We start from the raw sequence: 15,126 nt of genomic DNA on the forward strand, positions 1-15,126 counted from the left end.
TTTATAGTGACTTCATTGTGCCTTTAGGCAATACAGCAGATACTGCCGATTTTTGTACTGTTACTTCAGCTTGCTCATTTAAAGAAATCACGATGAAATCTTTATCTTCAGTAATTTTAACAATTTTACCTACTAAACCGCCTTGGGTAAGTACTTCATCACCTTTAGCCATCGCGCTCATAAGGCTTTTGTGCTCTTTAACACGCTTAGCTTGTGGACGGTAAATTAAAAAGTAAAAAACTAAACCGAAAATAGCTAACATAATTAGCATTTCCCAGCCACCACTTGCAGCAGGTTGACCAGCAGCGGCGTGTGCGTTTGAAATAAATAAACTCATAATACTTCCTCTATATTTTTAAATTTTAATTTATATCTGCAAGCTCTGGCACGTCTTGGCCACGGCGAGCATAAAAATCACTAACAAATTCTTCTAGTTTACCTTCGCTAATTGCATTGCGTAGGCCTTCCATAACACGCTGATAGTAACGCAAGTTATGGATTGTGTTTAGTCGTGCGCCTAAAATTTCGTTACATTTATCAAGGTGATGCAAATAAGCACGCGAATAATTTTTACAGGTATGACAATCACACTCAGGATCAAGTGGGCCAGTGTCTGTTTTATGTACTGCGTTACGAATTTTAATTGTACCTGTGCTAATAAATAAATGACCATTACGTGCATTACGGGTAGGCATTACACAGTCAAACATATCAATACCACGGCGTACAGACTCAACTAAGTCTTCAGGTTTACCTACACCCATCAAGTAGCGCGGTTTGTCTTCTGGCATTTTGTACGCACAATGATCAAGAATATTCATCATTTCGTTTTTAGGCTCACCAACCGATAGGCCGCCTAATGCGTAACCATCAAAGCCAATTTCTTCTAGGCCTTTTTGTGATTGTGCACGTAACTCTGGGTACATACCACCTTGAATAATACCAAATAAGGCTGATGGGTTATCGCCGTGGCCTTCTTTAGAGCGCTTAGCCCAACGAAGCGATAGCTCCATTGAGTCTTTTGCTTCTTTTTCGGTGGCAGGGTATGGCGTACATTCGTCAAAAATCATTACGATGTCTGAGCCTAAATCACGCTGTACTTCCATTGATTTTTCAGGTGACATCATAATTTGGTCACCATTTACCGGCGATTGGAACAACACGCCTTCTTCGGTAATTTTACGCATAGCACCAAGGCTAAATACTTGGAAACCACCTGAGTCGGTTAAAATTGGAAAGTCCCAATTCATAAAGTCGTGTAAATCACCGTGTTGTTTAATGATTTCAGTACCTGGGCGTAGCATTAAATGAAAGGTGTTACCCAAACAAATTTGCGCCCCTGTGGCTTTAACTTCATCTGGGGTCATGCCCTTAACAGTACCGTAAGTACCTACTGGCATAAATGCAGGCGTTTCTATTACACCACGGTCAAAAATCAAGCGGCCGCGGCGCGCTTTTCCGTCGGTGCGGTCTAATTCAAATTTCATATCATCCTCAATGTCGGAAAAACAGTCCAACAAGCTATAATTTAACCGCTCGATTCTACCCTTTTTGCCCCGTTATTACTATTAGCTGCGCTAAATTCACTGCGTATTAGCGCAGGCAAATAAAAACCCAGCGTGCGAGCTGGGCTTTTAAAAACGGTACCGGATAAAAACGTGCTTATTTACGTGTTAAAAACATCGCATCGCCGTAGCTAAAAAAGCGGTACTTTTGTTCTATAGCCGTGTTGTACGCGCCCATAATGTTATCTTGGCCGCTAAAGGCACTTACTAGCATTATGAGGGTTGATTCAGGCAAGTGAAAGTTAGTCACCATGGCATCAACTACATTAAACTGATAACCCGGAAAAATAAAAATATCGGTATCGCCAAAATAGCTCTCTAATTTACCGCCGTGTACTTTTGCTGCCGACTCCAACGAGCGTACAGAAGTAGTTCCCACAGCTATAACACGCCCACCGTTAGCTTTTGTATTAGCAACAGCGTGAACCACCTCATCAGGTACTTCAATGTATTCAGAGTGCATTACATGCTCATCTACGCTTTCTACACGCACCGGCTGAAACGTACCTGCGCCAACATGTAGCGTAACAAACGCCATGTTTACGCCTTTTTGTTTTAGTGCCGCCATTAACTTATCGTCAAAATGCAGCCCTGCTGTAGGCGCTGCTACTGCACCGGGCTTTTCGCCATAAACGGTTTGATAACGCTCGCGGTCAGCTTCGGTGTCTGGGCGGTCAATGTAAGGAGGTAAAGGCATGTGACCAATGTCGTTTAGAATATCGAGTACATTTTGGCTACGATCAAATTCAAGCTCAAATAACGTATCGTGACGCGCAATCATTGTCGCTTTTGCTTTGCCTTCTAAAATAACTTCGTTACCAGGCTTTAACGACTTACTTGCTCTTACATGGGCAAGTACGCGGTGTTCATCAACTACACGCTCTACAAGTACTTCGACCTTACCTCCAGAGGCTTTTTGGCCAAACATACGAGCAGGAATAACGCGGGTATTATTAAATACTAATAAGTCACCTTCGTTTACTAAATCAAGTAGGTCGCTAAACACTTTGTGTTCAACATTGCCAGTTGGGCCATCTAGGGTTAGTAAACGGCTGCTGGTTCTGTCTTGTTTAGGAAAACGAGCAATTAATTCATCAGGTAAGTCAAAGCTAAAGTCAGCCACGCGCATAGTCGGTATTCCACATCATTAAAATCGCGCCAAGTGTATATCTATCCTCGGCTAAGCTCAAGATATCTACCACAGTTGAGAGGATTCGCCCTATTTTAGATACATTTGAGTAACTACTTTAAATAATCTTGTTCTTATTGGTAAATATCATTATTCTTACTGTCCTTAATAATGATGGTTTAGTTTTGGGGTTATAAAAAAGTGGCAGATAAGCTGAAGTTGCTCATTCTAAACGCAAGTAGCGAAGAACGCCGCACTATACGCGCCACTTTAGAGTACTTAAACGTATTTGAATTTATTGAAGCCGCAGATAGCCTAGATGCACTCACTCTGTTAAAAAAGCAGCCAGTAAACATGATTATTACAGGCTTAAGCGTGGGGAAAATAGATGGTTGGCGTTTTTCTCGCATGATCCGCTCAGGCTTACTTAAAACACCTAAAAACACCCCTATTTTACTTATTCCCCCTATTTATTGTGAGCGTATAGCAGAAACCACCGCTCGTAGTTATGGCATAGATGCCGTACTGCCTTTTGAGCACCAAGATATGCTGCCGCAGGTGCTGGCCAATGTTCTGTCTACGCATTTAGAAAAAAGCAGCCGCCTTAATTTACTCTTGCTTGAGCCAATAGCGCAAAAAGCCGATGAAATAGCGGAGCAACTTAAGCTCAATTTTGCCATTACCCATGTCACCTCAAGCCAAAGTGCTTTAAACGCTTACAACCAACAACAATTTGCCATTGTACTGCTTGATGCAACCGCGTCGCGCGCAGATACTTCAAGTGTTTTAGTTGAAGAAATACTGCAACATAACCCTAAACAAGCCATTGTAACTATTATTGATAATAACGATGCCGACTATGCAGAGCAGCTGCTGCTATCCGGCGTTACCGACTTTATAAGAGCGCCATATGACCCGTCGTTTTTAAATAAAGTATGTGACCATGCTGCGCGCCGTGAAGACTTTATGGTTAGTTATGCTGAGTTTGCCCAAAAGGTTGAACAGTTAAGTATTAGCGAAGTACGCTACAAAGAGCTTTTTTCAGCGCACCAACGCATTTTGCTGCATTTAAATACGGTGGTTTTAGAGCTCGACCAACAAGGTAAAATTCGCTTTATCAATCCTGCTTGGGAAACACTAAGTGGCTTTGGGGTTAAATCGTCTTTGCAAAAATCATTAATCGATTATTGCTCTGATGAGTGCCAAGTAAAACTAAATACGACCATTAACGATATTCTTAATGGCGGCATGCACCAGCAGCAAGTCGAGATTCAACTTAATCATAAAAATGGCAATCAGATTTGGGTGGAATGCCGCTTACAGCTAATAAAAAACAGCCGTAATAATGCCACCATTACTGCCACAATCGACAACATACACGAGCGTAAACAAGCTGAATTAAAGCTGCGCCACTTAGCCCTGCACGATACGCTAACAGGTTTACATAATCGTTATTATTTTGATCAACAACTCAATAAAATATGCCAAACCAAGCACACCTATGGTGATGTAGAGCACGCACTTATTTACATCGATTTAGATCATTTTAAAATAATTAACGACAGCAAAGGCCACCAACAAGGCGACATTGTACTAAAAGATGTAGCTCAATTATTTGAAGCAAACATTAGCGCTAAACATTTAGTGTGTAGAATAGGCGGTGACGAATTTGCTGTTATTTTAAAAAATACGCAGCTGCTTGACGCTCACCTAATTGCAGAGAGTATTTGTAGCGCGATTGAACAGCACGAGTTTAAATCAGAAGACCAAGTGTATTCAATTAGCTGCTCTATTGGCTTAACGCAAATAACGGCTAAAAATTGCGACCCGAGTGAGTGCCTCAAGCAAGCCGATATAGCCTTATATATTGCTAAAAGTTTAGGCCGTAACCTAGTCCACTGCTACTCAAAAGAAGATGCGCAAAATAACACCTTGCAAACCGGGCTTGAGTGGGGGCATGAAATTAGACAAGCACTTCAGCAAGATAACGTAGAGCTGCACTATCAGCCAATATGGGACTTTAAAGCCAATAAAGTGGCTTATTTTGAAGCGTTACTGCGTTTAAAAGTAGACGATAAACTTATTTTCCCTAATCAATTTATTCCCTCTCTTGAGCTGCTAAACGACACCTTTTTAATGGACCAATGTGTTATTCGCAATGCCATTGCTAGCGTGGCTGAGCACCCAGATTTAAACCAAGTGGCTATTAACCTTTCTGCTCAATCGTTTTTAGATGAGCGCTTAGTGCCACATATAGAATCGAGCCTAGAAAAATACCACGTACCGCCTTCGCGTATTATTTTTGAAATTACCGAGTCAGCCTCAGTTAACAATTTAAAAGCCACCCGTAAAATGATAGAAAAGCTAAACAGTTTAGGCTGTCATTTTTCTATTGATGACTTTGGTACAGGCTTTAGTACTTTTAACTATTTAAAACAGTTACCTGCACAGCATGTAAAAATAGATGGCTCGTTTGTACGCGACATGATTAACGACCCCATTGACTTAGCACTGGTTAAGGCCATTAACGATATAAGCCGCTCCCTTGATAAGCGCTCTGTGGCAGAATACGTAGAAAGCGAAGAGATATTTTTTGCACTAAAAGAGATTGGTGTTGACTACGGACAAGGCTATTTTATTGCCCGTCCTGTGCCTGTAGAAAAAGTACAATCGACGCTTAAAATTATTTACCAGAAGAAACCTTTTATCCAACAACACACTAGCGCCAGCTAAACATTTTTAAACAGTTTTAAGCATTTTATTACTATCATTATTGCACTTATTGCCTATACTTTACGTACCACTTAGTAAATGTCTTGTTATTTTGATGATTTAACAATAAAAACATGACATTACCTATAAGCATACATGACTAGCAATTACATAGAGGTTAAAGCTTGTCAGGTTTAAGGAGGAAGGTATGGCGCAGTTGATTATTTTACTTCTCGTAATACATTGTGTAATTGCGTATCAGTGCTATCGGTACGCGCAGCTAAAGGGCTACCCAGTAGGCGTATTCGCTACTTTAGGCCTACTCCCGTATTTTAATGTAGTGGTTTGGATTTACTTGCTTTTTCTACCCGAACTCGAACCCTTTGAAAGCCAAACACATAGCAAACAGCAGCCCTTGTAGGCTGCTGTTTTGTTTATGCTACGCGAATGCTTAATAGTGACCAATAACCACAATGCACAGCCCCTGTTTCCCTAAAACAACATATTACTGCTGCACTTTAACCTTAAAGGTAAATAGGCTTAACTCTCAAAGTCTAAGCTACATTGGCGAGCCAAAAACACTTCTAGCTGTTGGCTGAATAACTTAAAGTCGCGAATTCTTCCTGTGGTTTTACGCCACAGTATGCCTATATCTCTGTAGGCATCGCCTTGCGATGGGGTTGCTATCATGTTTTTATCTTTAAGAATACCCGCATTAATCGCCATTTGCGGTAAAAATGTAACCCCTAACTGATGCTCTACCATGCTTAATAAGGTATGTAAGCTTGCAGCTTCAAAAGGGTTAATACAGCTTGAGCGATTTAGATGACACGCACTCAATGCATGCCCTGTCATACAATGCTCTCGCTCTAATAAAAACACACTAGCATCGGGTAACAAGTTAAAGTCTTCAACGCCTTTAGCAGGGCTGTAATCTTTATGGTGCACTAAACTAAAGTGATCTTTAGCCAATACTTGAGTATGAAACTTCTCCGTTTGGTACGGTAAGGCTAATAAGGCTAAATCAATATGGCCGTGTTCAAGCTTATCTAATAACTTGTCGCTGGTATCTTCAACAAGTACCAACTCTAAATCACAAAAGGTTTGCTTACAAAAGTGATACAAAGGCGCCGCTATAAAGCTGGCGATAGTGGGTATAACCCCTACCACTAACTTACCATTGAGTGGCGTTAAAAAGCTTTTGGTTAGCTCTTTTAAACTAATTGTATCATTAATAATTTTACGAGAGCGCTCAACGACCTCTTCACCAATACTGGTAAACATAAGGCTGCGATTTTCTCGCTCAATTAGCTGACAACCGAGTGTTTCTTCAAGGTTTTGAATTGCACTGCTTAAAGTAGATTGCCCAATAAAGCACGCACTTGCTGCACGGCCAAAATGCTGGTGCTGATGTACAGCTAATAAATACTGTAGCTGTTTAATACTTGGTAGGTTGGTCATTTTTTCTTTCCACAAATAAAAAGACCCCAACACCTAGGGCGTTGAGATCTTTTCAAGCTAAAAGTCTATGAGTACTTTTTTGTTAAACCCCAAACGCGGTTCTTAGTACGTAGAAAATAACAATAGCAAGGGCAGCGCCAACTGGCAATGTAATTACCCAAGAAACTACAATGTTTCTGATAACACCCATGTTAAGTGCAGCAATACCACGTGCCATACCTACACCTAATACCGCACCAACTAAGGTTTGTGTAGTAGAAATTGGCATACCTGTACCTGATGCAATAACAACGGTAGACGCAGCAGCTAATTCGGCAGCAAAGCCACGGCTAGGCGTTAAGTGAGTAATACCTTCACCTATCGTTTTAATTACCTTTTTACCTAAAATAGCAAGACCGGCAACAATACCAAAACCACCTAGTGGTAAAATCCACCAAGCTATAGCCGCTTTTTTAGCGATTTCACCGTTGCTTTCAACAATGTTCACAACCGCAGCAAGTGGACCAATTGCATTCGCTACATCGTTTGAGCCATGCGCAAACGCCATACAACACGCTGTTAATACCATTAATACCGCAAATACTTTTTCTACGTTATTAAATTGCATTTGTTTATCGGCTTTAGGGTCGATATTTAAACGTGAAATCGCAATTTTACCAATAATAGCTACAATTACAGCAATCGCGATCGCAATTAAATAACCTTCAGTAGCGCCTAGGTTAATACCTATATGCTTTAAGCCTTTTTTAATTGTTACTAGCGCCATAATAAAACCCGCTAAACCCATGTACAAAGGTACAAAGCGTTTTGCGTTTTTAAGCGGTGCATCAGTATCAAAAATCAGCTTTTGCGCACTCATAAAGATTAAGTAAGCAATAAAGCCCGAAATAGCAGGTGTAATAATCCAGCTACCTACAATACCACCTACTTTATTCCATTGAATAGCCTCTGTACCCACTGCAACTAATGCAAAACCAATGATTGCACCAATAATTGAGTGAGTTGTTGAAACAGGCCAACCTAAAAATGAGGCAATTAATAGCCAAGTACCTGCTGCAAAAAGTGCAGAGATCATACCTAAAACCATTAAATCAGGGAGAGCAGCAAAAGGCGCAGCATCAATAATACCTTTACGGATTGTTGATGTAACCTCACCACCTGCTAAGTAAGCACCAGCAAATTCAAAAATCATAGCAATAATAATTGCTTGTTTAATTGTTAACGCTTTTGAACCTACCGAAGTACCCATCGCATTAGCAACGTCGTTCGCGCCAATACCATAAGCCATAAAAAAGCCGACTGCTGCGGCAATTAAAACTAATACCGTGCCGTAAGATGCAATGATATCCATTGTGTAACCTTAATCTTTCGTTTGAACTGATTTTTATAAATTAACGAGCTAGCATCAGCTCAAGACGTGATCCTACGCGCTCTGCAATATCTGCAAGTTCGCCAACCCATTCAATTATTTTGTATAAAAACATAACATCAATTGGGTTTAGCTCGCTTTCTACATCGCGTAGTTGGCGGCGTACTTTAATTTGCATTTCATCCGTGTCTTGTTCTATGGCATCCAATTCTACGAGCATTTTTTCTACTAAAGTCACCTCGCGACCTTTAAAGCCCGTTTCTAACAATTCTTCTAACTCATTAATTGCTTTTGATGCTTGTTTAGTCGCATCAACACAACGTGTTAGATAAGCTAAAAAGTCTGCTTGCATAGCACTAGGAATTGTCATTTCACGGCCAATTACGCGCCCTGCAATGTCTTTAGCCTTATTTGCTATTTTATCTTGTTGAGTTACGAGTTCGAGCAGATCTGTACGCTCTACCGGCATGAATAAACCACGCGGTAATTGTAAGCGTATATCTCTTTTCATATCATCAGCTTCACGCTCTAAATTACGAATAGTTAAGCGAAGCTCTTCTGCTTGCTGCCACTCTTCTTTAAATACGTGATTAAAAAAAGGTATCAAGGCTTTACTTGCTTGATGAACCTTCTTGATGTGTTCTTCCATTGGTTTGATAGGAGATTTTGCAAATACTCCTAAAAACGCGTTTGTAGGCATAACTGACCCTTTAATCAAATTGATATGCTTTGCAGCATGAATTTTACAGTATTAGCCGCGATTGTGAACGCTTTTTATTATTTCATCATGGCTAACAATGCATAAAGCGGCACTAAGCCGCTTTAATAAAAAAGAATGATAGATAAAAACCTACAACGATTTTTCTATATCTTCTTGAGATGTATGACGAATATCTTTGCCGTTTACAAAATAAATAATGTATTCCGCAATATTTTGGCAACGGTCGCCAATACGCTCTAATGAACGTACAGACCATACTAAATCCATAATTTTAGGAATTGAGCGTGGATCTTCCATCATGTAAGTCATAATTTGACGCGTGATTGCTTCATATTCACGGTCAACTTTTGCATCTTCTTTATGTACTTCAAAGGCGCGTTGTACATCCATGCGCGCAAACGCATCAAGTACATCATGTAGCATTTTTAAAACTTGGCGACCCATGTTTTCAATATTCACTAATAAATCTTGCTGATCTTTAGTAAATGAATCAAGTGCCACTTTAGCAATGCGCTCTGCTTCATCGCCAATGCGTTCTAAATCGGCAATCGTTTTTGCAATAGCAATTACTAAGCGTAAATCGCTCGCAGCAGGCTGACGACGCGCAATGATGCGCGTACATTCATCATCAATGCTAACTTCCATTGCATTTACTTTGTAATCGTTCTGGCGTACTTTTTGTGCCAGTTCAGCATCATTGCGACTTACTGCATCTAATGCACTGCTTAGCTGCTGCTCAACTAGGCCACCCATGTTAAGTACATGGTTACGAACATTTTCTAGCTCTTGGTTAAAGCGCCCAGAAATATGCTTATTTATATTATGTTCCATAATTACCTTCTCTTAAATTCGTTTACAACACTAAAACGTATACGACTAGCCGTAACGGCCTGTAATGTAGTCTTCCGTTTTCTTTTTGCTTGGCGTTGTAAATAAGGTATTTGTGTCTGAGTATTCAATCAACTCGCCCATGTACATAAAGGCCGTTTGATCAGATACACGCGCTGCTTGTTGCATGTTATGTGTCACAATAACAACGGTAAATTTGTTCTTTAAATCGTTAATTAGCTCTTCAATAACCAAAGTAGAAATTGGATCAAGTGCCGATGTTGGTTCATCAAGTAATAGTACTTCAGGTTCAATCGCAATTGAACGGGCAATAACTAAACGCTGTTGCTGACCACCTGATAGGCCAAATGCACTATCGTGTAATCTGTCTTTTACTTCATCCCATAAAGCCGCACCGCGAAGTGATTGTTCTACCACTTCATCTAGCTTACGCTTTTCTTTAATACCTTGTAAGCGTAGGCCATAAACCACATTTTCATAAATTGATTTAGGAAATGGGTTAGGACGCTGAAACACCATACCCACGTTACGACGAAGCGCGGCTACATCTACACTTTTATCGTAAATGTTTTGGCCGTGAAGTAATATTTCACCTTCAATACGACACACATCAACTAAATCGTTCATGCGGTTAATACAACGCAATAGCGTTGATTTACCACACCCCGACGGACCGATAAACGCCGTAACTTGGCCTTTCGGAATATTCATATTTACTTTGCTAAGCGCTTGCTTTTCACCATAGTAAAGATCAAGGTCCTTAATCTCTAACGCTTTTTGGTCATCAGTTAAGTTTTCTAAGTCTAACTTCAAGCTTTTGTTAGCTTGGTTTACTTGTGGAGCGACTGTAATCATGTTTGTTACCTATAATTCTTTACTAATTAGTGTTCAAGCGATCTGAATTTTTCACGTAAATGGTTACGTATGCCTATCGCTGTTATGTTGAGGGTAATAATCACCGACACTAATAAGAAGGCCGTTGCGTATACCAGCGGGCGTGCCGCTTCAACATTCGGGCTTTGAAAGCCCACATCATAAATATGAAAGCCTAAGTGCATGAACTTTCTATCTAAGTGAAAATAAGGGAAGTTGCCATCAAGTGGTAACGTAGGAGCCATTTTTACCACACCTACGAGCATTAACGGCGCAACTTCACCGGCCGCTCGAGCAACAGCAAGTATTAAACCTGTCATAATTGCTGGGCTTGCCATAGGAATAATAATACGCCACAAGGTTTCAACTTTGGTTGCACCAAGCGCTAATGAACCATCACGCACTGTACTTGGAATACGCGATAAACCTTCCTCGGTTGATACAATAACAACCGGTAATGTAAGAATAGCTAATGTAAGCGCAGACCACATAACACCCGGCGTACCAAATACTGGCGTTGGCGCAGCTTCTGGGTAAAACAGTTGGTCAAGGCTACCACCTAACATGTAAACAAAAAAGCCTAAGCCAAATACACCGTAAACAATAGACGGTACACCGGCAAGGTTAATTACCGCAATACGAATCATCTTAGTTACTGCATTTTTAGCTGCGTATTCATGTAAGTAAATTGCAGCTACAACACCAAATGGGGTCACAATAACGGCCATCAGCATAACCATAAATACTGTACCAAATATAGCAGGGAATACGCCGCCCTCGGTGTTTGCTTCACGTGGGTCGTCTGATACAAACTTACCCAGTTGTACAAAGTAATGACCTAATTTTGAGAAAAAGCCCATGTCGTTAGGCAACCAAACATCAAGCACTTGATACAGTGGAATGGTGACTACTTCACCACGCATGTCCTTAACTAAAACTTGGTCACGCTTGGCTTTTTTACGCAGTGCAAATAACTCTTTTTCAAGTACTGCATATTCGTTACGTAACTCGGCACGTGCTTGAGCAAGCTCAGCAACACGCTCATCGGTTAGTTCATCATCAAGTAGGTACGCTTTTTCTTGTAAGCGAAGACGTTCTAATTCGTAGTTGATATGACCAATGTCGCCATTTTGTAAATCAAGCGCTTCGTCGTTTAAATCAACCGCACGCTCTACTAACTCATGTAAGGTTTCGATTTTATCGCCAGTAACCGGCTTTCCATCTTTAATTACACCTTCTATGTAGCCATAAAAGTTACCGTTTTTACTGCGCTCAAATACAGCAAGCGTAGCCGGTGTACTTTGCTCAGTAATATCGGTTTCTAATATCCAACGAAAATCTAAATCTACATATTCGCGGTTACCTGTTTTTATAAGTAAACGCTCAACTTCGTCTTTATTAAAATCTGATACATCAATACCTGTTGCAGCTAAACGCGCTGTAGGCACAAGTTCTCGGTCGTAAACTTCACCAATTATGGTTTGTTTTGAAATAGACCCTTCTAGCTCAAATTGAACTACCTCAGATGGCCAGAAAAAGCTTAATCCCTTCCAAGCTATCATTGCTAATAAACCGAGAACTGAAATTAAGCTGATGCTTACCGCACCACCTGTCATCCAAATCCAAGGAGAACCAGACTTAAACCACTGCTTTACCATGTCGTGTCTCTCCACTTACATTGAGCTGTATTTTTCACGCAGTTGCTGACGAACAAACTCAGCCACTGTGTTGAAAATAAAGGTGAATATGAATAGTACAAATGCTGCTAAGAATAATATTCTATAGTGCGAGCTGCCTACTTCTGATTCAGGCATTTCTACTGCAATGTTTGCTGCAAGCGTACGCATACCTTGGAAAATACTCCAATCCATAATTGGCGTATTACCTGTTGCCATTAATACAATCATGGTTTCGCCTACTGCACGGCCAAGTCCCATCATCACGGCAGAGAAAATACCTGGGCTTGCTGTAAGTAGTACAACACGTACTAGTGTTTGCCACTGCGTAGCACCAAGTGCTAGTGAGCCATTTGATAAATGTTTAGGAACACTAAATACAGCATCTTCTGCAATCGAGAATATAGTAGGAATAACGGCAAAGCCCATCGCAATACCCACCACTAATGAATTACGTTGGTCAAACGTCATACCCAGCTCGTTGGTTAGGTACTGACGTACATTTCCGTCAAACATCCAAAGCTCTACTGTTTCGCTCATCGCGAACGAGAACCAACCAATTAATAGAACAACCGGAATAAGTAAAATAGAGTGCGACCCTTCAGGGATTTTATGGCGAATACTCGCTGGTAACTTAGTCCAACCGAGTGCTGTTGCTAGCACACCTAACGGTAATAAAATCAGTAAGCCAACAATAGCAGGTAGGTGCTCTTCTATAAGTGGCGCTAACCACAGGCCTGCTAAAAAGCCTAATATTACAGTCGGGAGGGCTTCCATAATTTCTACCGTTGGCTTTACCACTTTACGCAGCTCGCTCGACATAAAGTAAGCGGTGTAAATAGCGGCAGAAAGCGCAATGGGTACTGCAAATAGCATGGCGTAAAGCGCTGCTTTTAACGTACCAAACGAAATAGGAACCAAAGAAAATTTAGACTCAAAGTCATCACTTGCTGATGTAGATTGCCAAATATAACCAGGCTCAGGGTAACCTTCGTACCACACTTCTTGCCAAAGCGCAGACCAGGTAACCTCTGGGTGCTCATTATGAATTTCTAATACGGTTAGTTGGTTATCGGCTAAAATAAGGGCAGCATTTGAGCGCGGAGCTATAGCAAAGTTTTTAATCTCGCCATCACTTACTTTACCTTGCCAAAGTTTTGCCTCACTTGTGGTGTAATACACACCTAGCTCACCATTGCTGCTCGTGGTGAAGAAAGTTCGACGATAAAACTCGGTAAAAATGTTCAGCTTGCTTTGTTTAGTTGTTTCAAACGACCGAATTTTTTGATACTCACGGCCGCTGTCTGTATTTACTTCAAACCACTGCGATACTTCACCGTTATCGTTTGCAAGCATGAGTGAGTTAGCACCAGCAAGTAGCTGCGCAGACACTAAGTTAGCACTTTCTTCGTTAGCCGAAAGCAGCTGAATTTGCTCTACTTCGCTTGGGTAGCGTGTATCGTAAACATAAATTTGATTTGCCGAACGTACAAATGTGCGGGTGGTGTCTGGCGAAATTAAAAGCTCATCAACACGGCCTTCAATATTAAGCTCAGTGCGCTCAACTACCCATTCTACTTCACCGGTAAACATGTTTTCTTCAGCAACAAAGCTGCTAAATAAAACGCGTTTGTCTTCGGTTAAAGCAACCACGGCTGTTTTATCTTCGTAATGACTAAATGCAAAACGCTTAATGGCAGCACCTTGCTCGTCAACTTCTAATGCCATTTTGCCAAGTGGATAATCTAAACGTGGCGTTAGCTTTCTTTCGTTGTTAGGAAAAGTAACTAAAAACTTAGGTGCTACCAGCACCACTGAGCCATTTTCTAAACCAAACGCATAATGCCCCTGAAACGGCGCACTGTTTGCAAAGCTTGATGCATCACTAGGTAGCTCGGCGCTTAATGTTTTAAGCTTTTTACCAAAGCTGCCATCTTGCACACTATAAAAATCTACCTTTCCTTGCTGAGAGAGTAAAAAAGCAACCTCAGTTTGCTCCTCAACACCTAAGCCCACAATTTGTTCAGCATTAGCAACGTTAAAACTGTTACGTTTTTCTACTTTTGCTGATTCAAAAATTGGTTGTACTACATAAAGAAGGTAAAAGAATATTAATAACAATGCTATTAATACCATTACTCCGCCTGCGGAAATACCCCACTTTGCAAACCGGTCTTTAAATAGACGGCTTCGATCCGTATTTAAAGTCGGCTTATTCGGATTGGAAGTCATCAAAACACCCTTTAATTCTGTCGTTGCGCGAATTATATTTCATCAAGATGACAGTAATGTTACAGATGTAATAAATACCCGCCTAAATGCTTTAAAATCAGTCCTTTTTTCTACTAACAGCGCTTGCTAAATTGTTACTCACTGATATGCCACAACATAAATCGATACAAAAAAGGGGAAATATTTAATATAAACGCACTAAATTAGTGCCTATTTAGCTATTTAATAACGCGTTTTACTGCCCTGCTGGAGATGACTAAATTTATGCTTTTATGGCGCATTAGTTGTTAACACTTTTATGCTTAAATAAAGTACATAGCGCTCAAAGCATTAAAAAAATAAATGTTATGGTTCATAAATGACACTTATTATCAAAAATGCTATAAAATTGTTAATAAATTCAGAGTGTATTTATGTTCTTGAAGGAACTAATTTGTGCTTTTATTGGACAAACAATTTAACGCAGACAATACTAAATCTATGTATAACGAAACCAGACCGCAGCGCTAAAGTTAAAAAAACTCAACGATAAAGACACA

Annotated in this window: 12 protein-coding genes; 2 read left to right on the forward strand and 10 right to left on the reverse strand. The window is 40.5% G+C overall.

The window, feature by feature from the left end; translation table 11 throughout:
- Window position 1: 1 nt before the first annotated feature.
- The 3 genes from yajC to queA all read right to left on the reverse strand — a co-directional run bounded on the left by yajC (window position 2) and on the right by queA (window position 2,694).
- A complete protein-coding gene (gene yajC / locus PSH48_RS12680; RefSeq protein ID WP_004587613.1) occupies window positions 2–337 on the reverse strand; it encodes a preprotein translocase subunit YajC in 336 nt (111 codons plus the stop codon).
- A 25-nt stretch (window positions 338–362) separates the two neighbouring features.
- The gene (gene tgt, locus PSH48_RS12685) at window positions 363–1,487 is read right to left on the reverse strand and encodes a tRNA guanosine(34) transglycosylase Tgt (RefSeq protein WP_029772781.1); all 1,125 of its coding nucleotides are present in this window, start codon (window positions 1,485–1,487) and stop codon (window positions 363–365) included.
- 175 nt (window positions 1,488–1,662) lie between these two features.
- Window positions 1,663–2,694 (reverse strand): tRNA preQ1(34) S-adenosylmethionine ribosyltransferase-isomerase QueA, encoded by a 1,032-nt coding sequence (gene queA, locus PSH48_RS12690; RefSeq protein ID WP_004587615.1) that lies wholly within the window; start codon window positions 2,692–2,694, stop codon window positions 1,663–1,665.
- A gap of 201 nt (window positions 2,695–2,895) precedes the next feature.
- Here queA and PSH48_RS12695 point away from each other — a divergent pair, with 201 nt between their 5' ends.
- Together PSH48_RS12695 and PSH48_RS12700 are read left to right on the forward strand one after the other, a co-directional pair.
- Window positions 2,896–5,427: an EAL domain-containing protein gene (locus tag PSH48_RS12695; protein ID WP_054983263.1), complete on the forward strand. Its 2,532-nt coding sequence runs from the start codon at window positions 2,896–2,898 to the stop codon at window positions 5,425–5,427.
- A gap of 187 nt (window positions 5,428–5,614) precedes the next feature.
- Entirely contained in the window at window positions 5,615–5,827 is a 213-nt protein-coding gene (locus PSH48_RS12700) for a hypothetical protein (RefSeq protein WP_024031438.1), read from the forward strand.
- Between the two features lie 119 nt (window positions 5,828–5,946).
- Here PSH48_RS12700 and PSH48_RS12705 read toward each other — a convergent pair whose 3' ends face one another.
- The 7 genes from PSH48_RS12705 to PSH48_RS12735 all read right to left on the reverse strand — a co-directional run bounded on the left by PSH48_RS12705 (window position 5,947) and on the right by PSH48_RS12735 (window position 14,587).
- A complete protein-coding gene (locus PSH48_RS12705; RefSeq protein WP_054983262.1) occupies window positions 5,947–6,867 on the reverse strand; it encodes a hydrogen peroxide-inducible genes activator in 921 nt (306 codons plus the stop codon).
- Window positions 6,868–6,949: 82 nt separating this feature from the next.
- The gene (locus tag PSH48_RS12710) at window positions 6,950–8,218 is read right to left on the reverse strand and encodes an inorganic phosphate transporter (RefSeq protein ID WP_024031439.1); all 1,269 of its coding nucleotides are present in this window, start codon (window positions 8,216–8,218) and stop codon (window positions 6,950–6,952) included.
- A gap of 40 nt (window positions 8,219–8,258) precedes the next feature.
- Window positions 8,259–8,936: a TIGR00153 family protein gene (locus PSH48_RS12715; RefSeq protein WP_004587620.1), complete on the reverse strand. Its 678-nt coding sequence runs from the start codon at window positions 8,934–8,936 to the stop codon at window positions 8,259–8,261.
- A 150-nt stretch (window positions 8,937–9,086) separates the two neighbouring features.
- Window positions 9,087–9,788 carry a phosphate signaling complex protein PhoU gene (gene phoU, locus PSH48_RS12720; RefSeq protein ID WP_004587621.1) on the reverse strand — a complete coding sequence of 234 codons (702 nt, stop codon included), beginning with the start codon at window positions 9,786–9,788 and terminating at the stop codon, window positions 9,087–9,089.
- A 45-nt stretch (window positions 9,789–9,833) separates the two neighbouring features.
- Window positions 9,834–10,661 carry a phosphate ABC transporter ATP-binding protein PstB gene (gene pstB / locus PSH48_RS12725; RefSeq protein ID WP_004587622.1) on the reverse strand — a complete coding sequence of 276 codons (828 nt, stop codon included), beginning with the start codon at window positions 10,659–10,661 and terminating at the stop codon, window positions 9,834–9,836.
- Between the two features lie 26 nt (window positions 10,662–10,687).
- Complete coding sequence (pstA, locus tag PSH48_RS12730; protein WP_004587623.1) at window positions 10,688–12,337, reverse strand: phosphate ABC transporter permease PstA; 1,650 nt, start codon at window positions 12,335–12,337, stop codon at window positions 10,688–10,690.
- A gap of 15 nt (window positions 12,338–12,352) precedes the next feature.
- Window positions 12,353–14,587 (reverse strand): ABC transporter permease subunit, encoded by a 2,235-nt coding sequence (locus PSH48_RS12735; RefSeq protein ID WP_029772783.1) that lies wholly within the window; start codon window positions 14,585–14,587, stop codon window positions 12,353–12,355.
- Window positions 14,588–15,126: the final 539 nt, after the last annotated feature.

This window comes from Pseudoalteromonas sp. Angola-4 (assembly GCF_028599265.1).
Classification (GTDB): domain Bacteria; phylum Pseudomonadota; class Gammaproteobacteria; order Enterobacterales; family Alteromonadaceae; genus Pseudoalteromonas; species Pseudoalteromonas atlantica.

Bases quoted from the DNA above. Each gene is read 5' to 3' on its own strand.
- yajC (WP_004587613.1), bottom strand. From the start codon at position 337: ATGAGTTTATTTATTTCAAACGCACACGCCGCTGCTGGTCAACCTGCT.
- tgt (WP_029772781.1), bottom strand. From the start codon at position 1,487: ATGAAATTTGAATTAGACCGCACCGACGGAAAAGCGCGCCGCGGCCGC.
- queA (WP_004587615.1), bottom strand. From the start codon at position 2,694: ATGCGCGTGGCTGACTTTAGCTTTGACTTACCTGATGAATTAATTGCT.
- PSH48_RS12700 (WP_024031438.1), top strand. From the start codon at position 5,615: ATGGCGCAGTTGATTATTTTACTTCTCGTAATACATTGTGTAATTGCG.
- PSH48_RS12705 (WP_054983262.1), bottom strand. From the start codon at position 6,867: ATGACCAACCTACCAAGTATTAAACAGCTACAGTATTTATTAGCTGTA.
- PSH48_RS12710 (WP_024031439.1), bottom strand. From the start codon at position 8,218: ATGGATATCATTGCATCTTACGGCACGGTATTAGTTTTAATTGCCGCA.
- PSH48_RS12715 (WP_004587620.1), bottom strand. From the start codon at position 8,936: ATGCCTACAAACGCGTTTTTAGGAGTATTTGCAAAATCTCCTATCAAA.
- phoU (WP_004587621.1), bottom strand. From the start codon at position 9,788: ATGGAACATAATATAAATAAGCATATTTCTGGGCGCTTTAACCAAGAG.
- pstB (WP_004587622.1), bottom strand. From the start codon at position 10,661: ATGATTACAGTCGCTCCACAAGTAAACCAAGCTAACAAAAGCTTGAAG.
- pstA (WP_004587623.1), bottom strand. From the start codon at position 12,337: ATGGTAAAGCAGTGGTTTAAGTCTGGTTCTCCTTGGATTTGGATGACA.
- PSH48_RS12735 (WP_029772783.1), bottom strand. From the start codon at position 14,587: ATGACTTCCAATCCGAATAAGCCGACTTTAAATACGGATCGAAGCCGT.